Raw genomic sequence first — 23,664 nt, 5'->3', positions numbered from 1 at the left:
CTTCTCCCGGGCGGGTCCACTGGTTGGGTTGAACACGGTAATCCCCCTTCGAGAGAGTCGGGCCTAGAAGACGCCCATCCACCGGGCGAGCGCGGCGGTCGAGAGGCTGAAGGGCCTCAGGTCGTTGTCGACGTAGACATTCCCCTGCCGCGTGGGCCGCACCTCCGTGCCGCGCACGTCCTCCACGTCCGTCGCGCCGATGACGACGCGCGCGAGGAAGACCCACGCCGGGTCCCTCATCTTCAGGTCGGGCTGGGTCGGGTCCGTCAGCAGTGAGGCCGGGATGAAGGTGTCGCTCCACAGGCTCGCCAGCTCCTGGGCGCGGCTGCCTCGCCAGGCGTTGAAGATGGCCTGACGGAGCTTGATGCGCCGCTGCACCGGGTCTGGCTCGTCCACCGGGTCCGGGAAGGGGCTCTGGGGGGCCTCCGGGGGCGGATACGCCGTGGAGCGCGGCACCAGCCGCAGCTCGTAGCCGTCGCGGAGGCGCGAGGCGACCACGGCGTCCGTGGCGTCGAAGGGCCCCGACGCGAAGGCGGGCGTCTTGCCGCGCTCACACTGTTGGAAACGCAGGAACAGGTCCGCCACCACGCCCGAGGGCGGGAACCCCGCGGCACCGGGGCTCAGCCGGTACTCGGCGGGGGTGAAGACGCCGAAGTCGGCGAACGCCAGCGGCTCCTGCCAGTACCAGCGGTCCAGCTTGAGGCACGCGTCCGTGGGCACCTCCACCAACCGGCCGAAGGGGTCCAGCGCGAGCCCGGCGGACACCCGGAGCTCCTCCTGCTCCGGCTCGGTGCCCTCGTGGTGACTCACCTCCAGCCCGGCCACCGTTCCGAAGCCATGGAGGTACGCCAGGGCCCGGGTGAGCCGGCCTCGGTGATAGGTCTGCTCGGCGGAGAAGTCTCCCGCGTCCAGGAGCACGCCGGTGTCGTAGTGGAGCCGGTCTCGCGTCTCCGCGTCGAGCAAGGCGTCATTCGGGGGCGACATGGTCATCAACCTCCTTCCAATCTGGGGTCCAGGCTCGCCGGACGCTCGATGACGTCCGCGAGCCCCAGCACGCTGTGGCCCACGCGCACCGAGGTGGCGGCAGGGGCGGGCCCGACGTAGGTGTCCACGCCCACCAGCGAAGCGACTCCGACGAGCAGCGGGCGGCTCGCGGTGATGACGGAGACCTGCACGTGCGCGGGGGCCTCCTGCTCCGCCACCTTCCGGATGAGGCCCAGGGTCCGCGTGTCCGTGCCCTGGTGCACCAGCACCGTGAGCCGGTGTGCCAGGCGCTCCAGGAACTGCTCCACCGCCTCCGCTTCCGCCCGGGTCCGCAGCGTCTCGTCCCCGAAGACGGCCAGGAACTCCGCGCGCGTCTCGTCCCCGAGGAAGAGGGTGTCGCCCACGTAGGCGTTCCCGCCGCGGGACAGGCCCTGCAGCAAGGGGTCCTCCTCGTCCGCGAGGTCCGCGCCGAGGATGGTGGCCAGCGTGCGCCGGAGCCGGAAGTCCTCCACCACCACCACCGCGCCCCGGTTCACCGCGCCGTCCGTGACCAGGTCCAGCGCCAGCCGCAGGCCCTCGACGCAGCCGCGCCGCCGGGCGAGCGCGGGCGCGGCCCGGAGCATCGCGCGCCGCTGGCTTTCACCTACGACGGGGTCGAAGGACAGGCCGACCCAGCTCGCGAGCCACTCCAGCGAATCACCCGGCACGTGCCCCGGGTCGGTGAGGACGTGCGCATGGGCGATGCGGTCCTCGATGGGCGTCAGCACGCCCTCGACGATGCCGAGGAACCGCTCCAGGAAGTCCGCGGGCGTCGCCCGGCCGGGGGCGTCCGCGTCGTCGCCGAAGCGCTCCTCGCGGTAGAGGGACGGCAGGTAGTTGTCCACGTAGGAGAAGCGCGATGCATACGCGCGCAGCGCTCCCACCTCGGGCGTCCGGCGGCCGTCACCGAACAGCTCCACGCGCACCCAGAGGTACCGTCCGGAGAGCGCTCGCACCTGCGAGTGGGCGCGCTGGATGAGGACCGTGAACAGGCCACTCTCGCCCGGCGCGGGCGGCGCGGGCAGCATCCCCGGTTGGAAGGGCACCTCCGACGGCAGCGGCACCCAGCTCCCGTGCGGGACGTCCGGATGGACCGGGGCTTCCGGGATGAGGCCCAGGCGGTGCTCGTGCCAGTGCGGCGAGTCACCAGGCGGAGCCAGGGGCTCGTCGGTGGCGGCGAGCCAGACGCGCACGCCGGTGCGCGGGGGCAGCAAGGCCTCCACGTACAGGCGGTGCCACACCGTGCGCCCGTCGCCCGAATCGAAGGGGCGGTTCGGCGGGTTGGAGGCGCGGCCCCGTTCGGCGCACCGGGGCAGGGACAGGGCTTGAAGCGGCACGGGCGCCTGGTCCGCCAGCCCCGGGCTGACGGCGTGGTGCGGAGGCCGCGCGCCCTGAAGGAAGGGTCCTCCGTCATGGCCGGGAAGCGGGAAGTAGTCTCCCTGGGGAATCGCCTCGGACGCATCGGCCGGGAGCGCGTAGGCCACCGCCTCCACCTTGCCGTCTTCGAGCAGCGACAGCACCACGGCGCGGCCATCCGGAAGGAACGCGAGGCTGAAGGGCCGCAGCACGCCCGGAAGCGCGACTGGCGCGGAGAAGCGGCTCGTGAAGAAGCGCAGCCGCGCATGGGCCGCGTCCGCGGGCACGCCCGCGAGGGCCGGGTCCATGACCCAGCTCAGCACCGCCAGCCGTCCCTCGGTGTCGCAAGCGAGCGCCACCGGCACTTCGCCCGGCCAGGCGAGCGTCTCCAGCACCCGGGTCCGCGGCGGGTCCGGGTTCTCCTCCATGGGGCGGAACAGCCCGGCGCCGGAGGGACTGGACAGGACCTCCGGAAGCGGCTGCCCGTCCACGCGGCCGAGCACTGCGGGGGGCGCGGCGGGCGCGAAGGAGGGCGGGCCGCTCAGCACGTAGGCGCCACCCCGTGGATCCGCGGCGATGCGGTGCGCGGCGATACCCCCGGCCGGGAACACCACGGCGGACCACACCTTGCGCAGGTGGAGCGCCACCACGCGCTGGTCCACCGCGAGGTAGAGGACCCCTCCGGCTCCGGGCGACAGGTCCGTCACCGCGCCGGACAAGCCGACCTGCGCGGGTTCGAAGCGCGGCGTGGTGCCCGCGCCTCCGCCCGCCGTGCGCACCTGCCCGGCGACCTCATCCCACCAGGCCCAGGTGCCGAAGGCGTCCACCGCGCTTGGTACGCGGGCGAGCCTTGGCTCGAGCATCGCGAGGTCGAGCGCTTCATCGAAGGTGCGGGTTTCGCCCAGGCTCCCCAGCCGGAGCGTCCTTCGCTTCGCGTCGTAGAGACACACCTCGCTCGCGGAGACCGAGCTCTCCGTGAGCCAGTCCGGCGCGTCCGCCAGCATGTAGAACCGGAGGCGGTTGGCGTCCATCAGCAGACCTCGGGGACCATGGGCACCGCCACGCCCGCTTGCGAGGAGTCCATGCCGCCGCCGCCCTCATCGCCGATGCCGTGAAGCACCGCCGGCACCTCGCCGTCGGCGTTCACCGCCACCTTGAGCAGCTCCGGGAGCTGCCAGTCCGCGATGGACAGCTCCACCGGCGTCGTCGCGGTGCTGCCCTTGAGCTGGAGCCAGCTCGGGTTGACGGGACCCTCCGCCTGACGGACGGACGGCGCGGGCGGCTCCACCGTGAAGCGCGCCACGTCGGCCGTGGCTCCGGCGCGACGCGGGTCGCGCAGCACGCGCGTCACCGTTCCCCAGGCGAAGAGGCTCACGCCGGCGATGCTGGCCACGCCGGGGACTTGCGCCACCGCCACATACAGCTCCCGGTCCTGGACGTCGCGGCCGAGCGGCCAGCCCTCGCCCGTGGGGCCTCCCGCCGGAAGCGGGAAGAGGAAGCGGCGCACGGCCTGCCGCACCGCCTGCACCACCGTCTCCCTGCCAAAGCCCTCGCGCACGGTGATGCCCACGCCGAGCCCCAGGGGGACGTACTCGCAGCCAATCACGTAGAGCTCGGTGGTGAGCGGCCGGCGGGCATCCAGGTACGCGTGAACGGCTTCCAGCAGGGGCCGGTCCGCGCGCGGGTAGGGCGCCTCCAGCCGCGTGGCCGTGGGCAGCACCATGACGGACACGACGCCGGGCACGCCGTCTCGCCGCCGCCTGGGCTCGAAGCGGGGCAGCACTTCCACCCGGCCCAACTGCACGCCGGGGGTGCTCGCCGCGAGCCGCCGGTAGTCCTCCTCCGTCACGGCCCGGTCCACGTGGCGCAGCAGCGCGGGGATGCGGCGCTCGGCCTCCGCCAGCGTCTCCGCGTCCCGGCCGCCCAACGTGGGCTCCGGCTGTTGCACCTTCAGCCCGGGTGCCGGGCTTCCATCGACCCGGTAGGCGCTGAGGTCCTTCAGGCTGCCTGGCGGGAGGTTCCCCGCGGCGCCCCCGCCGCTGCGCATCCGGGCCACCAGCACCTGGGCACCCATGGGAGGCACGCGTCCGCGCACGCCGTCTCCACAGCGGACGGTGCCGGCCTCGGAGTCGAGCGCGTAGACGGGCTCGTCGCGCCGAGCCAGCGCGAGGTCTTCGATGAGCCGCCACTCGCGGTAGCCCGCCCCTGGCTCTTCGATGAAGAGCTGGAATGTCCCACGCTCCACGGAGCCTGAGGGCAGGCGGAACTCCTGCTCCGCGTTGCCGTCGCTCTGGCCAATCAGGCGTCCGCCGGTCGTCTCGCGCTGGTCCACTTCGACGGCGTTGATGTCCACCCAGCCCAGGGCGAAGCGCTCCGGCCTCCCGCTGGGACGCAGGCGCAGCCAGGTCACCAGCCGCGCCGCCACCCTCGGGTCGTCCAGGCGGGGGGGCCGGTCGCCCAGGCCAGCGCGCGCGTCCGCCCTCACGTCGTTGACCGGCGCGCCAAGGTCGGACGGCAACAGCAGCCGCACGACGCCCCGGCGCGACAGCTCCTGCGTCGAGTCCGCCACGACGGTGAGCCGGTGGTACACCGGCGACGCGTCCACGGCGGGCGTGCCCGTCACCTCCCAGACATGCGGGAGCCGGCCGCGCGCCCCGAGCAGCTCGGACAGGGCGGGCACCTCCATGACGGGGGAGACGCCCACGCTGAGGACGCGGGGCCCCTGGCCGTTCCCCTTCGTCAGGTCTTCACGCAGGGCCGTGACATGTTCCGCCTTGGGCGCGAGCAGCGCGAGCCACAGGCTGCCGTCCACCGTCTCCGTCACCAGGTCCAGCCCGCGCGGGTCGGCGGCGCCGAGCGGGAACACGGGCGTCGTCGCGTAGAAGCCGTGTTGGGCCTTGGGGTCCAGGCCATAGACCTGGGCGAGCCGGGGCAGCATCGACGCGTGCTGCTGGCGCTCCGCCTCCGTGAGCGGGCGCTTGCGGTACGCCTCCGCGGTGAGGTGCACCACGGTCAGCTCATCCAGCGTCTCGAAGGGCACGGGCTTGCGCACCGAGGCGAAGGCCCGCAGCGCCACGGAGGGCTGGAGCACGTCGGTGTCGAAGTGCACGCTCACCACGCCGGTGGCGGCCTCGGCGGGACGGAGGCTCGCGCCCAGCAGCCGAAGGAAGGCCAGGCGCTGGCGCTCGGGGATGAGGTTGGCGCGGTAGAGGATGGAGTCCGCCAGCCAGGCGAAGAGCTCCAGCAGGGTGCGCCCCGGGTCGCCCACGCGAGCATGGGTCCACTCCGGGGTGTGGCCCGGGATTCGGGAGAGCAGCTCCTCGACGAGGTCCGGGAAGCTCCTGTCGTCGAGTCGGGGAGGAATGATGGGCATCTAGCCTCCGAGGTCCATGGCGAGCCCGAGCTGCTGCACGTCACCCGTGCGGCGCAGGCGGTAGACGATTTCCACGCGGACCTGGGTGGGCAGGTCCGCCAGCTCCAGCACGTCCACGCGGATGAGCTCCAGGCGCGGCTCCCACTCGGTGAGCGCGCGCTGCACCAGCTCCTGGATGCGCCGGCGGGTGGACACGGTGTTGGGCTGCCCCATCATCCGCTCCAGCCCGGCGCCGAAGCCCTGCCGCATGAGCTGCTCACCGGGGCGCGTGCGGAGGATGACCTCGATGGACTGACGCACACTGGCCTCCAGCGAAGGAAACGCCAGCTCACCGCGCTCGTCCGGTACGAGCCGCAGCGGGAAGCCCACGGGAGGGCGCCTGTCTGGGAGCTTCGGGCTCATGGCGCGCTCAGTCCTCGAACCGCTCGCGCAGCGAGGCGGGAATGGGGATGCAGATCTTGATGAGGGCAATCCAGAAGAAGACGATGTTCAGCAGCGACAGGAACAGGTTGAGGACGATGAAGGCGCAGAGGGTGATGATGGGAATGTTGAACCCACACAGCCACCCGATGCCCTGACCCGCGGGGGTGCTGGCCGAGCCTTCGAGGAAGTCCTTCGGCGAGTTCTTGTTCAGCAATTCGTTCAGCCCGGGTGGCACCTGGAAGGTGACGTTGGGCTTGAAGGCGCTCAGGTCCTTGAGTGACGGAAGCGGGATGAGGACGGGCGGCAGCTTCCCGCGCTCGTGCCAGGCGGCGATGGTGAAGGGGGCGCTCTCCTCGCTCCAGACGATGGCGGGGGGACAGCCGTCCTCGCGGTGGACCCGGACGAAGGCCCGGGCCACGTAGCGCGCGCCGCGCCGCTCGAAGCGACGCTCGGGCGGGATGAGGTCCTTCATCCGCGGCGCGGTGGCGGCTTTGGCCGCCTGGAGGACCTGGGCCGCGTCCGAGCCGTTGGGCTGGGTCCATGAACGAGGCAACACCGCCGTGCCCGCCTTCCCCTGGACGAGCACGTCCGCCAGCGCGGAGAGCGCAGTGCCCGCGGCCCGCTTCTGGCCGTTGCCATAATCGAGCTGCACCCGGTTCATCGCCGCCATGAGCGCGGGGGCCTGGAACGCGTTGAACACCGCGACCAGTCCGCGCAGGAAGTCGATGAAGAGGGAGAGCTTGTCGTGCGTCGCTTGCGGCAGCCTGCGCTGGGCGACGTCCTGGTAGGTGACCGACAGCCCTTCGAGCCCTGTCCAGTCCACCGTCTTCCCCGTGGCGAAGTAGGGGGACAGCAGGCTCCGCACCTGCTCGTCGTCGAAGGCGGGCGCCGTGGTGGAGGCGCCCTCCGGTGCTTCGCCGCTCGCCACCTGGAGCAGTCCGTACAGCACGGTGCGCTTCGCCGCGGCGCACGCGTCGGGCGGCGCGATGAAGAGCGACGTCACGGTCTCCCGGTCCCGGCTGGTGGCGCGCATGAGGCGCAGCAGCTCGCGTCGGACGTCCGCCGGGCCGGGGCCCGCGGGCCCTTCGCGCCGGCTCGGGTCGGGGTCGCGCTCCTGCTCCTCTCCCTCCAGCGTGACCCAGCCAGCGACCTTGCCGTCCCGCCGCACCCAGGCCTCGCGCGTGTTGCCCGCGCCCACTCGGCGGATGACGAGCCCCGCGCTTTCAATTCGGGTCGCCTCGACCCGCGGCTCGCCGAAGACGTCGCAGCAGGCTTCCAGCAGGGCCACGTTGAACACCCCGTGGACGGGCTGGAGCAGCTTGAGGGCCTCGGAGTGGAGCGCCCCATTGGAGATGACGGTGCCTGCCAGCGCCTTGCGGCCCTCCTCGGACCTGAGCTCGCCGAAGAGGGCTTGCACGAACTCCTGGTCCTGCCGCTCGATGAACGCGGGGGCGCCGCGCTGGGCCGCCAGCGGGGCTCCGGTGGCACCGTCGAAGACGAGTCCGCGCAGCTTGACGGGGTGGCTCACCATACGTTGCCCGCCCCTGGCGTGTACGTCACGCCCATCACCGAGTTGGTCTGCAGCACGTCGCACTTCACGACGCCCGTGAAGGACGACATCGCCGAGTTGACCGTGACCTGACCGGCGCTCACCTCCACCTCGCTGGCGGTGACGGTCACCTTGGTCGCGGCACGGACGGTGACGCCTTGCGGGTTGAGCGTGACGGTGTTGCCCGCTGCTTCCAGCGTGAGCTCGCCCTCTCTGGCCTGGTTCAGCGTGGCGCTCACGCCGCCGGGGACCTCCAGGGAGATTTGCGCGGTGCCCTCGCTCGCTTCCACGATGGCGATGCGGCTGCCGTTCCGGGCCTTGATGACATAGCGGTCCACGCGCTCTCCCCCCGGCGTCTCCGGCGGACGGGCGCTCCCGTTCCACAGGCCCCCCACCACGAGCGGCTGGCGCGGGTCTCCGCCAGCGAAGACCACGGCCACCTCGTCATCCTTGTCCGGGAGGAAGAGCGCGCCCCGCCCGCCGCCGGAGAACGGCACGGCGACCCGCGCCCACAAGGCCACGTCCGCGTCGGCCAGGCCCTCGGGCGCGGTGAGCAGGCGGACCTGAACGCGCGCCAGGTGCTCGGGGTCCTCCACGGAGACGACCTTCGCCAGATAGGTGCCGAGCATGGCCCCCAGCAGGCCGCGCTCCCGAGCGTGTGCGGTGTCGGTCATGGCTCTCCCAGGAAGGCGCACTCGGCCTCGAAGTCCGTCTCGTAGCCGTGGAGGGTGTCGTAGCGGTGGCTGGCGCGGACCACGTAGTAGGTGTTGTCGAAGCGAGGGCTCAGGCCGCTGAGCCGCACGTGGGTCCCCACGCGCAGCGCGGGGGTGCCCTCCGCGGTGGCGTCGATGCAGACGAAGCGCCGGGCGCGCGCGTCGAAGGCGGCCCTGGCCATGGCGGTGGCCTCGTCGTTGGTGGAGACCGGCAACGCGCCAAGGTGCTCCGCCCGAGGGCCCAGCGCCTGCTTGAGCAGCTCCGCGCCGGTACGTCCCGCGCCCGGGCCGGGACGCGCGCTGGCGCTCCGGCCAGAGACCGCGGCTCCCTGGAGGGCGTTCCACCCGGTGCAGGTGACCTCGGTGGCCTGGTGCGCCAGGTCCGCCGTGACGCGCACCCGGCGCAGCTCGGCGTAGAGGTTCAGCTCCAGGGTGCCCCGGCGCACCTCGCTCCGCGGCGAGACGTGGAGCTCGTCACCTGTCACCTGGAGGTCCGCGTCTCGTGAGGCCAGCAGGCGCCGGATGAAGGCCAGGTCGCTTTCGTTCCACTGGACCTGGAGGCCCAGGGGCTCTCGGAGGCCCGTGATGACGGGCGTCAGGCCCAGGTCCCGGGCGAGCTTCTCCGCCAGCTCGGCCAGCGTGAGCGTGCCGTGGACGAGCGTGCGCCGCGCGAGCCTTGCTTTCTGGAGCGAGTCCTCGGCGAGCACGATGAACTCTGGAGCCGAGTCATGCGCGAACACGGCTTCGATTCCGGTGATGACGCCGCTGAAAATCTCCTGAGGGGCGCTCTCCGGGCCGGTGTAGACCCCGATGGGGGCGCCCAGCCGGAGCAACTGCTCGTCCTCGAAGACCAGCTCGGCCGCGGTGTCGGCGTAGCGCGCCAGTGCCTCGAACCGCAGCTCGAGCGAGCACAGGCCGCCTTCGGTCTCATCCATCCGCATGCTGCTGACCAGACCGGTGACCCGGGCGTCGGCCCTGCCGAAGATGCGCACCGTGGGGCGGTGATGCTCTGTGTGTGACGTGGCGTCGGGCATGGGGAGCGGGGAGTGGACTCAGTCAGCGATGAGCCGGACCTTGCGTTGCGTGATGAGCCGGAGGGCGCGGGCGATTGAGGTGGGGTCCGCTGGAGGAGGCACGGGTGCGGGCTCGCCGGCCGGGCGCTGGCCCGCGTCTGGCTGGGGGCCGCCGATGACGGAGCCGTGGACCTGGTCGAAGACGATGGGCATGGCTCAATCTCCCTCGAAGCGGAGGCGGCCCCGGGGGGAGGGGGTGGCGCCGAAGCGGGGTTTGGTCACCTGGGCGCGACCTCCGAGCTCGAAGCGGCCGTCTCCGGTGGTCTCGTAGGTGTAGGTGTCCACGTGGCCGGTGGTGCGCACCGTCTCCATGCGAACGGAGGTTCGGGGAGGACCGGCACGCAGCCCCGCGAACGCACCTGCCGTGGCGGAGAGGCCCGCGGAGGACTGGGCGCCGGACCAGGCATTCGCGCGCCATCCGGAGGCGGATGCCCCCGTGGTCGTGGGGAAGCTGGCTCCAGCGGTGAAGGAGGCTCCCGCGGAGAAGATGGGGTTCGATGCAGAGGTGTTGAACCCGAAGGAAGCGGAGCCTCCCGCCATCGCCCCCGCGTTGAACGAGGCGCTGCCGCCGAATGAGGAACCGGCTGAGACGCCCGCGCCGGCCGCGAACGCTCCGCCGGCCTGGAATCCTCCACCCGCTGAAAAGCCACCACCGGCCGAGAAGCCACCGCCGGTGGCGAACACGCCGCTCGCGCCGATGCCACCACCGGCCGAGAAGCCACCGCCGGCGGCGAACACGCCGCTCGCGCCGAATCCACCGCCACCGCCGAACCCGGCCCCCGCGCTCAACCCACCGCTGACGCCGAACCCAGCGCCTGCGCTCAACCCACCGCTGACGCCGAACCCGGCCCCTGCGCTGAGCCCACCACCCACCCCGATTCCACCGCCAACCCCAAACCCCACCCCCGCGCCCAGGGCCCCTTCGACTCCACCCGTGGCGAACGCGGTGGGCGGAGCCAGCGGGACGGAAGGGTCGACGGTCATCACGTCCTGGTTGGGGAAGCGCGGATTGTCTTCACTGTTCTGCTCCGCGACGGCGCGAGAGATGGGCTGGTTGCGCGCGGCGGCCATCTGCCGCGAGCTCTCGCCTTCGGCGCCCCTGGAGAAGACGCGTTGCTGTCGCGTCATGCCCACCGAGACGGTCGAGCGCAGCGGGATGCCGTCGGCGGCGAAGAAGTCGATGGTCTCCCGATAGGTGTCCACCAATCCGGTGAACTCGAAGGCGCCCCACCGGAAGGTGACGTCCGGAGGAATCTGGCTCTTGGCGCCCATCAACTGCGCAATCTGTATCGTGTGGTCGCAGACGTTGGCGCCCGTGCCGGTGGTGTCGAAGACGAGCTCCATCGTGAGCTTCGCGCTGCTCTCCGAGACGAACTGCTGGTTCTCCTGGCCCTGGACGTTCTGGAGCTTGTTGTTGACGGTGTACTGGAGCGAGTTCGGGTTGAAGTGCACCCGCACCTCGTCGCCGGTGCTCTCGTTGATGAAGCTCGCGCTCTCGGAGGTCGTGTCTGGCATGGCGCGCTAGTCCTCGAGGGAGAGTCCTTCGTGCACGAGGTGCAGCTCTTCGATGCCGACGTCCGTGGCCCGGGCGTTGAAGTCGGCCGCCTTGAACTTCACCGGCATGGCGCGCTCCAGCTTGTAGGTGAGCACCGTCTGGGTGCCTCCATCCTCCGACGGGGCCTTGAGTCGGATTCGCACCGTGCACCGGTAGCCATAGTCACCGCCCGACACCCGCGTGAACCAGCGAGCCAGCCGGCCGCCCGAGGAGAGGCCTCGCTTGAGCACCACGGTGCCGAAGCTCACCGGGCCGGCGCGTTGCACGGCTCCCGAGTTGTGGCCGCCCACGCGAATGGCCTTGGGCTCCATGGTGGCCTCCAGGCCCGTGCATTCGGAAAAGGCACCGTCCACGGGAGCCTCGTCCGGGCTGCTGCCCGACAGCGGCTCGGGCTGGAAGCTGAGCTCGAAGCGGAAGGTGTGCAGCGGCCACAGGTCTCCGCTCATGCGGCTTCCTCCTGCTGGAGCGACACGCCGCCCTCCAGCGCGGACAGGAGGACCTGCACCCGCTCGATGGCCGCCGCGGGGGCCAGCTCCACCAGCGCGATGAGCCGCCCGTTGTCGAGGTCATCCTGCGTCATGGTCGTCCGGTCACACCGCACGGAGAACGCCTCGCGTGGCGTCGCGCCTCGCAGGGCTCCCTCCGCGAAGTACCGGCCGAGCACGGACTCCATCCGGTGGCGCAGCGCCAGCCAGGTGTCCTCGTGGGAAGGCGAGAACGTCAGGTCCGCGCCGAGCCGCCTCGCCGCTCGCAGCACCGAGGAGATGAGCCGGCTCACCGGCGCTTGCCGGTGGCTGCCCGTCTGGCTGGACGTCACGTCGGACAGCACCTGCATGCCACGAGGCGTTGGCCCCAGAAGCGAGACGCGCTCGCCCAGCGCGCGCAGCGGCGAACCCGGCTCGCGCGGTTCCTGGTCCAGGCGGGTTGGGATGGGGAAGACGTCGCGTACCTCCGCGAGCCCCAGCCCCAATGCGCTGCGGAAGGTGCCGCGAAGCAGTGCGTTGCGCGCCAGCACCCCCGCCAGCGCCCCGTCGGGAGCCGCCAGCCGCTCCGGAAGTCCCTCCGAGGAGGCGGTCCGCAGCCACGGGAAGGCGAGCTGGATGAACGCGCTCTGGAAGGGGGCGAGCACTCCGCTGGCATGGAGGAACCCGCCCAGGTCCTGCGTCGCCGCGCGCATGCCCGCCGGCGCATCGAAGACCAGGCTCGGCGAGGGAAGCGGCAGCGCCGCGACCAGGTGTGTCTCCCGCAGGCGCCTGTCGCGAAGGAACTCGGCCAGCACGGCGAGGAAGGCCGCCCAGTCCTGGTAGGCGCTGAGTCCGCAGCGCGGCGCCGCGCGCTCCGGCGTCTTCCACGCAGGCCCGGTGGCGGCACCGGGCATGGCGCATTCGACGAAGCCCGGAGCGCCCGCGGGTGGCAGGCGGGGGAGGGGAAGTGGCTCGGGCGCATCCGCCACCAGCTCCGGCAGGTCTGGGAGGCAGAGGAAGGACACGTCCTGCAGGCCCAACAGGTGGGCCGTGCCATGCCACGTCGTGCGGTCCTCGGCGGAGGCGGCATGCTCCATGCCGGGGGGCGCGGGCAGCCTGCTTCCCGGCAGCAGCAGGTTCAGCCGCCCGAGCCGCGTGGCGCGCTCCGCGCCCGGAGCGAGCGGGTCCGCCATGCGCACCACGTAGCACTTGCGCCCGCCCTGGACGAAGAAGGCCTGCACCGCCGCGCCCAGGGCGGTGGCCTCGTCGGGGGCGGTTCCGGTGCGGGCTCTCCAGTCGAAGAGGCGCTCGAAGGCGGCGAAGCTCTCGAGGGGCAGGGGGACGTCGGTGAGCGCGTCCTGCGCGTCGGCGGGGTCCACGCGCGGCGTGGGGGCGGTCATCCACCCCTGCTCGAACAGGTAGCGGGACAGCGCGGCGGGCACGGACGCGCCGGCCCGGCGGCGGACGAAGCCCACGAAGAGGGCCACGTCCATCCGCTCGGGCGCGGTGGGCGCCACGCGTTCTGTGACTTCGAAGGTCAGTCGCCGCATGGCCTGGGAGCTCCCCCTGTTGCTCCGCTCAGTCCACGTCCGGGAAGCCCATCCGCACCGTCTCCGCGGCCAGGACGAGCTCTTCCATGGCCACGTCTCCGCCACCCTTGGCGGCCAGCGTGGGGCCGGTGAACTTCAGGGGCGTGACGTTCACCAGCTTCCAGGACTGCACGGGGTTGCGCGCCTCGTCGAGCAGGCGGATGGTGACGGCGGCCTTGCGGCCCAGCGGACCGTTGCGGCGTACGTCCTCCACCCACGTCCAGATGGCCCTCGAATCGACGATGCCGCGCTTGAGGGTGACGTCGCCCGTCTTGAAGGCGCCGGGCACCTTGCGCACGTGGTTCTCCGGGTCCGTGCCTTCGCGGTACTCGGCGACGGTGACCTCGGTGCTCAGGCCGGACACGTCGGAGAAGCCACCGAAGGACGTGCCGTCGAAGCTGATCTCGAAATTGAAAGCGCCGTAGGGCGTGGGGCGGGTGGGCATGGCGGCGAGTCCTTTACGTTAGGTCCGGGCATCCGCCGTCTTCTGGCCGATGCGGAAGATGACGAACTCAGCGGGCTTCACCACCGCCACGCCGATGAGGCAGACGAGCCGGCCGTTGTCGAGGTCGTTCTGGTCCATGGTGGTCCGGTCACACCGGACGAAGAACGCCTGCCGCGGGTCCGCGCCCAGCAGCGCGCCGGTGCGCCACTGATTCTCCAGGAAGCTGCCAATCGTCTCTCGGATGTTGGCCCACAGGCGCTCGCCATTGGGCTCGAACACGGCCCACTGCGTGCCCTCGTCCACGGAGCGCTCCAGGAAGTTGAAGTAGCGCCGCACGTTCACGTACTTCCATTCCGGGTCGGAGCTGAGGGTGCGGGCGCCCCACACGCGGTAGCCGCGGCCCGGGAAGAAGCGCAGGCAATTGATGCCCCGCGGGTTGAGCGTCTCCTGCTGCGCGAAGGGAATGTCCTGTTCGAAGCGCAGCGCGCCGCGGACCACCTCGTTCGCGGGCGCCTTGAAGACGCCCCGTTCGATGTCGCTCCGGGCGTAGATGCCGCACAGGAAGGCGGACGGCGGCAGCGCGATTTCGCGTGGGACCTCCGCCGACTCGGGCCCGGCGAGCGGGTTGGCCACGACCACCCATGGGTAGTAGAGCGCCGCCTTGGTGGAGTCCATCTGCGCGCGAACCGCCAGCGCGTCCTGCGGCCCCATCCCGCGCGGGGTGTCGAGCACCGCGATGCGGTAGGCGCGGCGTCGCTCCGCGGCGCTGATGAGGCCCAGCCTCACGGCCTGCGCCGAGCTGTACGCCGAGGACCCCGGCGCGGCGATGATGGAGATGTCCTCCACGCCGCCCAGCCTGTCGAACGCGGCTTCGTACGCGGCCGCTCCGGGCTCGCTCCCGTCCAAGCCGCCGGTGAGCGCGAAGGGCCCCGTGGCCAGGGCCGCGCGGAGGGCGAAGGTGGACACGCCGCTGCCCGCCTCGAACGCGTACAGCCGCTCCATCTGCTCGGAGAGCGTGGCCGGCGAAGGGGTGAGCACATTGCCCAGGTAGCGCGGGTGGGCGCGGTCCACGCCCAGCCCTTCGTACAGCCGCTCCTGGCCGTCGCCGTCCAGGGTGATGACGGTCAACGTGACGAAGCTGCTGTCTCCCGGGAGCTGCTGGAACTGGGACGCGTCGTCGCTCGGCAGCGGCAACGTGTCACTGCCGTTGGACCAGGTGGCGTCCGCCTGCTTCACCCACCAGGTCACGCCCGCCGTGCCGTCCGCGCCGGGCTCCGTGGTGGCGGCGTCCAGGCCGAGCGCGCTGGAGCTGACCGACGCGACCTCCAGCGAATGGCTGGCGCCGGGCAGCGGGTGGCTGATGACGAGCTTGTCGTCATCGACGGAGGCCGTGGCGTTGGCGCCCAGGAGCGCCTGGATGTCCGCGAGGGTCACCGCGCCCAGGTCGCCCACGCTGCTCTGCGGGTCCGCCGCGTTGTCCACCGTCTGCGCGTCGAGCTTGAGCTGCGGGTTGGCGGAGACCTGGATGAGGGCCTGGGTGCCGCGGGCATCCGTGCCCAGGATGAGGCGGCCGACGGGCGCGGCGTCATCGGCGCCGCTCAGCCGCGCGTAGCCGCCGCGGAGCTGCCGGTTGAGGGCGTCCACGACCTCCGCGGGCGTCAGGGGCGCATCGGTGGGCAGGGTGAGGGTCTGCTGCTGTCCACCGATGGAGACGGTGAGCGTGCTGTTGGCTTCGAGGAACGTCGTCGTGGGGTCGAGCTCCGCCGCCGCGGCCGCTTCGGCGTTGCGCCCGGAGAAGGTGAGAGTGACGTCGGTGGTGCCGTCGAGCGTCAGCGTGAGGGTGGTGCCATCGGGCAGGTTGAAGGGCGGAGGCAGGGTGCCCACCACGCGTGCGGCCGAGGCGGCGGTCTGATTCAGCTTCACCATGCTGCCGGTGGGCGCGCGCCGCATGGCGCCGACGGTGGCGGGCGCGAGCACCTCCCGGACGGAGATGCTCCCGTTGCCGGATTGGCCCGGGAACCGCGCGATGAAGCGGGCGCGCAGGTTCGCGTCGGCGTTGGGGATGACGCCCGCGCTGGCGGTGGCGGTGGCCGGCGTCCCCGCGAAGACGCGCGCCACGTAGAGGCGGGAGCCGCCCTCGTTGAAGTAGGCGCGCACCGAGTGCGCCAGGTAGTTGGTCGTCTCCGGGGTGCCCGTGAGGTCCAGGTCCGCGAGGCCACCGAAGAGGCGGACGAACTCGGGGAAGCTCGTCACCAGCGACGGCGTGCCGGAGATGGGGCCCTTGCGCGCCGGGCCCGCGAAGCCACTGGTGCTGGTGCTGACGCCCTCGATGGATCTGGCTCGGAAACTCGTCTCTTCGACGTAGACACCGGGTGCGAGGTATTCAGGCACGCGAGCCCCCTCTCTCTGGTTATGTGGCGCGCAACCGCGCCGTCATGGTCTGCGTTCAGAGCTCGACCCAGTCGAGCTTGATGGTGGTGGTGACCTCTTCGCCGGCCGCGACGTCGAGGGTGCTGCTCAACGGGTGGAAGTCCTGGGAGAGTGCGTCGGGGTCGGGAGGCTGCGTCGAGGCCGCCCAGGCAGCGGCGAGGCTGAAGGTGAAGTGGATGGGGGCTTCGGGATTGCCCCAGTCGGCAATGGGAATGCCAGGCACGAGGATGAGCGCGTCGCCCCGCTCGTTCGACAGGCCCCAGCGTGTGATTTCAGGGTCGGCCAGGGAGAGCGACACCAGCGCGCCAGGCAAGGGCGTGTCGTTGACGTCCACCACCCGGAGCCGCACCACCGCGCTGCGAGCGGAGGGGCGCATCAGCGGCGACGGATAGAGCGTGACGTCCACCGGGCGGAAGACGGAGTCGGGCGGCAGCGGCTGGCCCGTGGGCGGAGGCGTCGCGTCGCGCGGCAGCTCCAGCGTGAAGCTCCGGTCCAGATAGCGGCGAGACGGGTCGCTCACCACCAGCGTGAAGGTGGCGGCGTCGGGCAGCGGGTCCGGCAGCTCGAAGCTCGCGGCATAGCTGGAGAAGCCTGGGGCGTCCGTCACCACGTGCAGCCCGCGGACGTTGCGTGCGAAGCGGAGGCCCTGCCCGGCGAGGGTGACGGGCTCGGTGAGCGGGCGTTGCGTCTCCGCGTCCAGGAAGCGGATGGCCGCCAGGGCGCGGCTCTCCGTGCGTTCGAGCATCATCGCCTGGGCACCTCGTCCGTGAAGTCGAAGCGCCGTGCCACCACGGGCCTGCCGGCGGGTTTGCCCTGCACGTCGATGCACACCACCCGGGCGACGTAGGTGACGGAGGGGCGGTACGGGCGCCGCAGGGCGTCCCACATCCGCAGGACGTCTTCCTGGGGAATCTCCGCGGGGACGATTTGCACCAGCTCGTCCGGGCCCCACACACCCACGGGAGACAGGTCCGAGGCGCTCAACGCATTGTGCGTGTGAAGCTGCAGCATGACCCAGGCCATGATGCGGTGCTCATCGTCGACATTCTCAGTCCAGACAGTGAGCAGGTAGTGCAGGTCGAGCGCGAGCGGTGGAGGCGCTTCAGCGCGTGGCTCGTTGCGCAGGTGCTCGTTGACGGCGACGCGGTAGAGGAAGAGGGTGACGCCAGGGATTTCGACCGGAGCCGCGTTGGTCTCGCTTCCCGCCATCTTCCCGCTGGGCACGAGCTCGAAGCGGCACGTGGGCAGGCCTTCGGCCTCATGAGACAGCTCGTAGGCGTGTCGCAGATACGAGACCAGCGAATCGCCTACTGAGTAGATGGCGGAAAAGCCGGCCACGTTGGTCCCCCCAAGCGCACCGCGTGGATGTTCTGAAGGTGAATGTGATTCGCCTTCGAGTATGGGTATGGTGTCGAAACATCCACACTGAGTCAAGTCACCTCATGCGATGGGTGAATTGAGTGAAACCCGTTGCGACGGTAGGTGTTGCTCAGCGAGGCATCTGAAGTCGGGCGAGCAGGGCCCGAACGAGCTCTTCGGCGCTGGATTCACGCGCAGCGTCGAGCCAGGCCTTCCATTCTTCGGGCGGCTCATCGCCTCCCTGCTCCAGGGCAGAGAGGAGGGGTTGGAGGCGTGAGGTCAGGTCCGGGAGCTCGACGCCGCGTGCGCCAAGGTCCTGCTGAATCGAGCCGAGGAGCTGCAACAACTCGGCGGGAGTCTCCGGGCCTCGCTTGGAATCGCCGTGCGTCGTGCCAGGCGCGGTGCGCACCGCGTGTTCCATCACGCTTCCGAGCCAGGTGGCGAGCGCCGTGGCATCGAAGTGCTCGGGGGGCGTGGGTGGGGCGCTCGATTCGCTGGACGGCGGCAAGGGGCTGTCTTCCGCGTCGAAGCGGGCGCCGGTGCGGTCGCTCCCGGTCCACTGCACGCCGTCCAGCACGGCGCCTCGGAAGTCCGCATGGCGGAAGCTCCCTCCCGACAGGTTCGCGCCCGTCAGGTCGGCGCCGCGGAAATCCGCCTCGTCGAGCCGTGCGTCCACGAGCGACGCGCCCGTGAGGTCCGCGCCACGAAGCTCCACGCCGACGCCTTCTGCTCCGTCCAGGATGGCCTCGCGGAGGATGGCGCGCGCGAAGGAGGTCTCCGAGAGCCGGGCTTTGCGCAGGTCCGCTTGGGACAGGTCCGTGCCGCGCGCGAAGCTGTCCTCAAGGCGGGCCCCGGCGAGGTGGGCGCGTGCCAGGTGGGCGCCGTCGAGCCGGCACTGCCGCAGCGCCGCGCCCTCCAGCACGGCTTCGTCGAGCACCGCCCGTTCCAGCGAACAGGCGGTGAGGCGAGCGCCACGGAGGCTGGCGCCGCGCAGGCTGGCCTGGCCCAGCTCGAGATTGTCTCCGTGCAGACCGTCAAGCTGTGCGCCCGCGAGGTCGGTACCGTGGAGCTGAAGGTCACGCGCGCGGGCCTTCTTCTGCTGAAGGGCCTGGAGGAGGTCTCGCGCGTTCGACGTCATGCCTGCCTCCGATTCTTCACGAGTGGCGTAGGGCCGTCGAACCGCAGGCGAGCCCTTCGGTAACAGAACATGGCTCAATTCCCAGGCGTGTTTGTGGCTGTGGGCATCGGGAGGCCGGCTCGGGACCTCATCTGCTGGACAACACCTGATCAGATTCCCTTCAGGAAGCCGGAGGACTTCTTGCAAGGGCATGTGAAGTAGAACTGCGTGAAGGGCCCTCCAGGGGGAGCACCGACCACCTGAATCAGGCCACCGCAGTAGACGCACTTCTCATTTGGGACCTGCCCCTCTCGGACCATGCTGATTGCTCGAAGTACGGCCTGCTCTGCGCGTTCTGATTCCGTCACGGCGAACCCCCAGCGGTCCGGCTCTCAAGAAAGAGATTGAGTCGGTGAACATCATCGACGCCCATTCCTACCTTACCGAGGCGCTCCATCGCATCCTTGAAGAGGATCTTTCGCTCGTATTTCGAGAGCCCCGGAGCGAACTTGGCGGCACGCAGGCTTGCCTGTGCCTCTTCAAGGTTTGTCAGCAACAACTGCTGTTGCTCGCTAAGTCGTGTCCACGTCTCGTAGTCCCGGGGAGTCTGTGACCGGCCGGCTAGGCTCGCCTCTCGGTGCCCGACAATCTCATGAGCAAGCGCACCTCGCTCGGAAACCCGCTGGTTGGCCGACAGTGACTGACCTGCTGCTGGCGTCGGCTTCAGGTCGTTGGCGATATAGAGCCGCTCCTGCCCGAAGACTTCTCCCCACGAAGTCTCCGTGTCAGGCTGACTTGTGACGATCTTGTCTCGAGGCATTCCAAGGGCCTCTGCGTACCGCTGGGCCTGTGCCAACTCGTCCGGAGACAGCGGAGTGCGAGAGCGCGACCCTCCGCCAACTCGATGCACCAATCCCCGGCCCGGGGCTGCAGCACTCGTCTCCTGCTGCCTTGCAGGATCAGGGGCCACTTCGCCCATCTTCGTGACGTCCTTGGCCGTGCCGCCAGCACCCAGCGCAGTGTCAGTCAACTCCGGTGTGAGGGAGGGCTCTGTCTCGGTGTTCGGGTGAATCGTTGTGCTGGGTTCCGATTGGGCTTCAGGGCGCGGAGTCGCGGTGCTCGCTACTTCTGCCTCGGGCCGTGGGGGCGATGCGACTTCGGTCTCCACCTCAGGGCGTGGGGGCGTGGCAACGTCTGTTTCCGCCGTGGGACGTGGTGTCGTGACGTCGGCCTCGGCCTCGGGCCGTGGCGTTGTGCTCGCTTCGGCTTCGGCCTCGGGCCGTGGACCCGCCGGCGTGACGGCCTCGCTCTCCGCAGGGGGGCGAGGAGCAATGGACTCCCGGAAGGCGCGAGCTCGTGAACCAGGCACGATGCCAGCGCCGCGAGCCATCCACCGCTGCTGCACGCGCTTGATGCGAGGGACTTCGCCGAAGCCGCCGGTGACGACGGACATCAGCACGGACATTCCCAGCGACTGCCAGGAGAACTCGCCCGTGATGAGCTGGGTGCCGACTTCCAGCACCGCATCAGCGGCGATGTTGGCCACGAACTGAAGGGCCACGCTCTTGACGGCGTTCTGGATGATGGCGCCCGCGCCCGCGCCGAACACGCCGCCAATCGCGCCCATCAGCGCGGCCTTGCCCACGCCCGCCATGAGGCGCTCGCCCGACGCCCAGTTGTTGAGGACCTGGATGGTGGCCGACGTCGCCGCGCCGATGATGGCACCGCCCACGATGGTGCCAATGGTCGCCGCGGCCGCTCCGGCGCCCAGCGCGCTCGCCGCCGCGCCCACCGCGCCAATGACCGCCGGGCCGATGACCAGCGCCACCACGATGACGATGGCGATGATGAGCACCACCGCCAGCACACCCTTCCAGGCGGGTTGTTCCTTCGAGGCCGCCTCCTGGGCCTGGATGGGAATGTCGCAGTCGAGCTGGGCCTTGGAGGCGCGGAGGCTCTGCTCCAGCGCGTCGGCGGAGTCGACCAGTGCGCTCTCGACGTGGGTGAGAATCGTCGTGCAGGTCGTTTCGAAGCCGGTGGCCACGGCCTCCAGGCCGGTGGCTCCGTCCGAGGCCACCTGCTGGGTTTGCGTGGCGAACGCATCGCGCTGCTGGCCGAAGCCCGTGGTCGCTCCCGCCGCCAAGGCGCCCATGGAGGCCGTGAAGGAGTCGACCAGGGCCGCTGTCGCTTCCTCGGAGGACTGGCCCAGCCGCAGCATGGCCGCCAGCCCCTGGTTGCCCACGCCTTCCACGCGCTCCAGGGCGCCTGCGGCTCCGTGCTCCACCTGGGAGACGAGGCCATCCAGCCCGCCTTCGAGCCCGCCCATGGCTTGCGCGAGGATACGCTCCAGGTGTTCGCCCTCTGGCGCGGATTGCGTGGCGAACAGGTCGCGCACGCCCGTGAGCGCCTGCACCAGGGTGTCGATGGCGCCCGTCACGGCATTCTGGATGGACGCCGCCGAGGCGAAGGCCGCCAGCTCGATGAGGACTTGTTGCAGATAGCCCGTGTCGTTGACGGACTGGCGCTGGTCGTGCTCATGGCGGTCCAGCCGGCTCAGCTCGGCGATGAAGGCCGAGTCGACGGAGGCGAGCATCGAGTCGCGGGTGGTCTCCGCCTGGGACAGCGCCTGCGTACGGCTGCTCTCCAGCGCGGAGACGAGTTGCTCGTACTGGGTGTCGAGCGTTTCGCGGGCGCGGCGGGCCGCGGCGATGACGCCGCAGCGGTCTCGCTGGCGCCCCTTCATCGCCTCGCCGGCCTGCTTCGTGGCCGTGTCCACCAGGCTCTTTCGGTAGCCCTTGGCCGTCTCACGCGCGGCCTTCATCTGGGCCTCGGCGCGGCGGTCGGTGAGGTAGCCCGCGAAGAAGCTGTCCTTCTCGTTGATTTTGCAGCCCTCGTATTCCTCCGCGTACTCCTCGCCGAGTTGGACGCACTCATCGCCCACTGTCGGGCCGAGTGCTTCGTGGGCAATGCGGGCCTGGGTGTAGAGGGAGTTGACGCTGTCCAGCGTGCTGGACTCCTGCTCGTCAACGAGCATCAGGCTGGAGTCGTAGGTGGCCTGGAGCGAGGCGAGCGCGCTGTCCGTCTCCGAGTGGATGGTGGTGACGGTGGCCTCGTGCTCGGACAGGACGTGCTGGCGGGCGCCGTCTGCCTGGGCGGTGGCGGCGACGCGTGCCTGCTCGACGCTGGCGCTGATGGCCGCCTTCTGTTCCTCCATGGAGGCGGAGATGGCGCTCTTGTACGTCTCGGAGAGCGCACCGATGCGCGCTGGGACGTCATCCAGGGTGAGGAGGACCGCGTCCTCGACTCGGTCGGCCGCATGACGGAAGAACGTGTCCGCCCGTGCGTTCGCGGCCACACGTGGAGCGTCGTCCTGCGCGGTTGCGCCCGGCGTCGGTACGAACTGGGCACCGCTCCGGAGCGCGAGGGCGCCTGCTCCGGCGTTGGCGAGCGCGGTGGACGCGTTGCCATGGGATGCCACGGCATCCCAGCGCTGGACCTCCGTTGTGGCGATGGCTTCATTCAGCGGCGCACGAGCGGCCTCATTCGCTGCATCTTCCTCGGGGGCCGCGCCGCGAGCTCCAGAGTCCTCTGGGGCCTGCGTGGCGGCGGTGTCCCTCGCAGGGGCTGCTTCCGAGGAGGATGCAGTGGCTTCCGGGGTGGAAACATTGCTCTCTAGGGTCGACTGCGCGGGTGCCGTGGCTTCATCGGGCGAGGGGGCCTGCTGGGAGATGGCCTCCTCGATGGGGCAGATGTCCTGCTCCTCGGCGTCCGGGCTGACGCTGGATGCGGCCTCCTGCGACTCCGTGGGCTCGGGCTCGGGAGGCTCCTGCTCGGGTTCCGTCTCCGGCTCTTCAATGTCGACCGTGTAGCAGGTTGCGTTTTCGCTGCCTCCGCTGCACTCCTGGGCGGAATCGGGAGCGCCTGGGGGAGCAGGCGTGGCGCTCGTGGGTTCCTGAGGGCCGTCACTCAGTGCATCTGTCGCCGGCCCCGCCGCGGCGCCGAGCGCGCTCCCAGCGTCTCCCGAGCTGTTTTCGGTGGAACTCTCGTCCTGGGATGAGCGGGCTTCAGCGGACGTGCGTGCGCCACCGGGGGAGGCGCCACCTGCACCTTGCGCCCTGGGCCTTCGAGACGGTGCCGCGGGAGGCTCGAAGAGGCGTTGGGCATTGACGGCCAGGAAGCGCTGGACGGGGGCTTCGCTCGGTGAGGTTTCCGCGACGGAGGGGCCGGGGGGGCCCACGGTGCGGTTGAGGATGGGCTCGGCGGTCTCGCCTCGGACGACGGCGTCAGCGGCTTCATCCGCCTGGCGTTCGTACGGATCTCCTGGGTGGCCCACGCCATCCTGGAGCTGTACGCCCGCCTGCTGTTGGACCGCGTGGGCTGCTTCGTGCGCCGCCAGCCTCAAGTCCGGCGGTGCGCGGAAGGCGATGTGATTGCCCGTGGTGAAGGCATGGGCCCCCATCCGCTCGTTTGCGAGCGCGGCCTCGCCGCCCACGCGGGCCTTGATGTTCGACAGGTCATGGCGGCCGAAGGCCCACTGGAGCAGTGCGAAGTGGGGAAGGGGAGCGCTGGCATCCTTCACGCCGGCATGGGCCTCGCGTCGGATGGCCGAGGGCCGTGACTCCACGGTGCCACCGGCCTCCTTGGGCTGTACGGCGTCCTTGTCGCCACACGCTGAGCACGGGCCGCTTCCGGATTCGCATGCAGCGCATTTCGCCTGGACGGGAGCGCCGAGGGGCGTCGTCAGTCCGCCGCGCATGTAGCGCGGGACGCCCGATGCGGCTGATGTGGAGGGGCGAGGGCGGGCGCCAGGGCCACTCTCGCTGGGCCCTCCCCGCAGGAATGCGGGGACGCCGGGCGTGGAACGCTCCGACGGTGCGCTCTCAAGGTGCCTCGACGAATCCGAAGGCCGGGTCGACTCATTCCGGCGTACCGACTTTGAAGTCGCTCGGCTCACGGATATACGCCCCCTGGTGATTCACACCAGAGGAGTTCATGTGTTCACTGTAAGTGTCAATGGGTGGCACTGTGGTGAACTGAAGCCGAGTGTGAGAATCAATAGAGACAGGGGCTTTCGCCAGCGTGAATCCCAATCCGACCTGTTAGGTTTGGAATTGACGCAAATGGCGCAAGTTTGGGCGCAGGTGGAACGAGTTCAAGCAGAAGCAGCTTGGAGCAGGTCTCGAACGCGCCTCAGT

General features: G+C 70.7%; 17 protein-coding genes. All 17 read right to left on the bottom strand.

Going from position 1 to position 23,664, the window contains the following annotated elements:
- Window positions 1–63 precede the first annotated feature (63 nt).
- The 17 genes from MYMAC_RS22310 to MYMAC_RS22235 all read right to left on the bottom strand — a co-directional run bounded on the left by MYMAC_RS22310 (window position 64) and on the right by MYMAC_RS22235 (window position 23,093).
- Window positions 64–984: a hypothetical protein gene (locus MYMAC_RS22310; RefSeq protein ID WP_239988951.1), complete on the bottom strand. Its 921-nt coding sequence runs from the start codon at window positions 982–984 to the stop codon at window positions 64–66.
- 5 nt (window positions 985–989) lie between these two features.
- Window positions 990–3,410 (bottom strand): phage tail protein, encoded by a 2,421-nt coding sequence (locus MYMAC_RS22305; RefSeq protein WP_095959557.1) that lies wholly within the window; start codon window positions 3,408–3,410, stop codon window positions 990–992.
- Window positions 3,410–5,752, bottom strand: a complete 2,343-nt coding sequence (locus tag MYMAC_RS22300) for a putative baseplate assembly protein (protein WP_095959556.1) — start codon at window positions 5,750–5,752, stop codon at window positions 3,410–3,412. Before MYMAC_RS22300 ends, MYMAC_RS22305 begins: the two co-directional genes overlap by 1 nt.
- Window positions 5,753–6,154: a GPW/gp25 family protein gene (locus MYMAC_RS22295; RefSeq protein ID WP_013941091.1), complete on the bottom strand. Its 402-nt coding sequence runs from the start codon at window positions 6,152–6,154 to the stop codon at window positions 5,753–5,755.
- Window positions 6,155–6,161: 7 nt separating this feature from the next.
- On the bottom strand, window positions 6,162–7,706 hold the full coding sequence (locus MYMAC_RS22290; RefSeq protein WP_239988950.1) for a hypothetical protein: 1,545 nt from the start codon (window positions 7,704–7,706) through the stop codon (window positions 6,162–6,164).
- Window positions 7,700–8,398: a phage baseplate assembly protein V gene (locus MYMAC_RS22285; RefSeq protein WP_095959554.1), complete on the bottom strand. Its 699-nt coding sequence runs from the start codon at window positions 8,396–8,398 to the stop codon at window positions 7,700–7,702. The genes MYMAC_RS22290 and MYMAC_RS22285 overlap by 7 nt, the downstream gene beginning before the upstream one ends.
- Window positions 8,395–9,372 (bottom strand): phage late control D family protein, encoded by a 978-nt coding sequence (locus MYMAC_RS22280; protein WP_239988949.1) that lies wholly within the window; start codon window positions 9,370–9,372, stop codon window positions 8,395–8,397. Before MYMAC_RS22280 ends, MYMAC_RS22285 begins: the two co-directional genes overlap by 4 nt.
- A 117-nt stretch (window positions 9,373–9,489) precedes the next feature.
- Window positions 9,490–9,663, bottom strand: coding sequence for a hypothetical protein (locus MYMAC_RS37265; RefSeq protein ID WP_170114757.1), 174 nt, complete (start codon window positions 9,661–9,663; stop codon window positions 9,490–9,492).
- A gap of 3 nt (window positions 9,664–9,666) precedes the next feature.
- Window positions 9,667–11,025 (bottom strand): CIS tube protein, encoded by a 1,359-nt coding sequence (locus tag MYMAC_RS22275; protein WP_095959552.1) that lies wholly within the window; start codon window positions 11,023–11,025, stop codon window positions 9,667–9,669.
- A gap of 6 nt (window positions 11,026–11,031) precedes the next feature.
- Window positions 11,032–11,511: a phage tail protein gene (locus MYMAC_RS22270; RefSeq protein WP_013941085.1), complete on the bottom strand. Its 480-nt coding sequence runs from the start codon at window positions 11,509–11,511 to the stop codon at window positions 11,032–11,034.
- Window positions 11,508–13,079, bottom strand: coding sequence for a phage tail sheath protein (locus tag MYMAC_RS22265; RefSeq protein ID WP_095959551.1), 1,572 nt, complete (start codon window positions 13,077–13,079; stop codon window positions 11,508–11,510). The genes MYMAC_RS22270 and MYMAC_RS22265 overlap by 4 nt, the downstream gene beginning before the upstream one ends.
- Window positions 13,080–13,107: 28 nt before the next feature.
- Window positions 13,108–13,563: a phage tail protein gene (locus tag MYMAC_RS22260; protein ID WP_013941083.1), complete on the bottom strand. Its 456-nt coding sequence runs from the start codon at window positions 13,561–13,563 to the stop codon at window positions 13,108–13,110.
- A gap of 18 nt (window positions 13,564–13,581) precedes the next feature.
- Window positions 13,582–15,954 (bottom strand): phage tail sheath family protein, encoded by a 2,373-nt coding sequence (locus MYMAC_RS22255; protein ID WP_095959550.1) that lies wholly within the window; start codon window positions 15,952–15,954, stop codon window positions 13,582–13,584.
- A gap of 55 nt (window positions 15,955–16,009) precedes the next feature.
- Window positions 16,010–16,741, bottom strand: a complete 732-nt coding sequence (locus MYMAC_RS22250; RefSeq protein ID WP_095959549.1) for a hypothetical protein — start codon at window positions 16,739–16,741, stop codon at window positions 16,010–16,012.
- Window positions 16,738–17,331, bottom strand: a complete 594-nt coding sequence (locus MYMAC_RS22245; protein ID WP_013941080.1) for a Pvc16 family protein — start codon at window positions 17,329–17,331, stop codon at window positions 16,738–16,740. Before MYMAC_RS22245 ends, MYMAC_RS22250 begins: the two co-directional genes overlap by 4 nt.
- Window positions 17,332–17,482: 151 nt before the next feature.
- Entirely contained in the window at window positions 17,483–18,682 is a 1,200-nt protein-coding gene (locus tag MYMAC_RS22240) for a pentapeptide repeat-containing protein (RefSeq protein WP_239988948.1), read from the bottom strand.
- Between the two features lie 151 nt (window positions 18,683–18,833).
- Window positions 18,834–23,093, bottom strand: a complete 4,260-nt coding sequence (locus tag MYMAC_RS22235) for an eCIS core domain-containing protein (protein WP_095959547.1) — start codon at window positions 23,091–23,093, stop codon at window positions 18,834–18,836.
- Between the last annotated feature and the right edge of the window lie 571 nt (window positions 23,094–23,664).

This window comes from Corallococcus macrosporus DSM 14697, assembly GCF_002305895.1.
Classification (GTDB): Bacteria; Myxococcota; Myxococcia; order Myxococcales; family Myxococcaceae; genus Myxococcus; species Myxococcus macrosporus.
The sequence above is the reverse complement of the archived record's forward strand: the minus strand, read 5'-3'. Positions and strand labels throughout refer to the sequence as shown.

Bases quoted from the DNA above. Each gene is read 5' to 3' on its own strand.
- MYMAC_RS22310 (WP_239988951.1), bottom strand. From the start codon at position 984: ATGTCGCCCCCGAATGACGCCTTGCTCGACGCGGAGACGCGAGACCGG.
- MYMAC_RS22305 (WP_095959557.1), bottom strand. From the start codon at position 3,410: ATGGACGCCAACCGCCTCCGGTTCTACATGCTGGCGGACGCGCCGGAC.
- MYMAC_RS22300 (WP_095959556.1), bottom strand. From the start codon at position 5,752: ATGCCCATCATTCCTCCCCGACTCGACGACAGGAGCTTCCCGGACCTC.
- MYMAC_RS22295 (WP_013941091.1), bottom strand. From the start codon at position 6,154: ATGAGCCCGAAGCTCCCAGACAGGCGCCCTCCCGTGGGCTTCCCGCTG.
- MYMAC_RS22290 (WP_239988950.1), bottom strand. From the start codon at position 7,706: ATGGTGAGCCACCCCGTCAAGCTGCGCGGACTCGTCTTCGACGGTGCC.
- MYMAC_RS22285 (WP_095959554.1), bottom strand. From the start codon at position 8,398: ATGACCGACACCGCACACGCTCGGGAGCGCGGCCTGCTGGGGGCCATG.
- MYMAC_RS22280 (WP_239988949.1), bottom strand. From the start codon at position 9,372: ATGGATGAGACCGAAGGCGGCCTGTGCTCGCTCGAGCTGCGGTTCGAG.
- MYMAC_RS37265 (WP_170114757.1), bottom strand. From the start codon at position 9,663: ATGCCCATCGTCTTCGACCAGGTCCACGGCTCCGTCATCGGCGGCCCC.
- MYMAC_RS22275 (WP_095959552.1), bottom strand. From the start codon at position 11,025: ATGCCAGACACGACCTCCGAGAGCGCGAGCTTCATCAACGAGAGCACC.
- MYMAC_RS22270 (WP_013941085.1), bottom strand. From the start codon at position 11,511: ATGAGCGGAGACCTGTGGCCGCTGCACACCTTCCGCTTCGAGCTCAGC.
- MYMAC_RS22265 (WP_095959551.1), bottom strand. From the start codon at position 13,079: ATGCGGCGACTGACCTTCGAAGTCACAGAACGCGTGGCGCCCACCGCG.
- MYMAC_RS22260 (WP_013941083.1), bottom strand. From the start codon at position 13,563: ATGCCCACCCGCCCCACGCCCTACGGCGCTTTCAATTTCGAGATCAGC.
- MYMAC_RS22250 (WP_095959549.1), bottom strand. From the start codon at position 16,741: ATGATGCTCGAACGCACGGAGAGCCGCGCCCTGGCGGCCATCCGCTTC.
- MYMAC_RS22240 (WP_239988948.1), bottom strand. From the start codon at position 18,682: ATGCCCTTGCAAGAAGTCCTCCGGCTTCCTGAAGGGAATCTGATCAGG.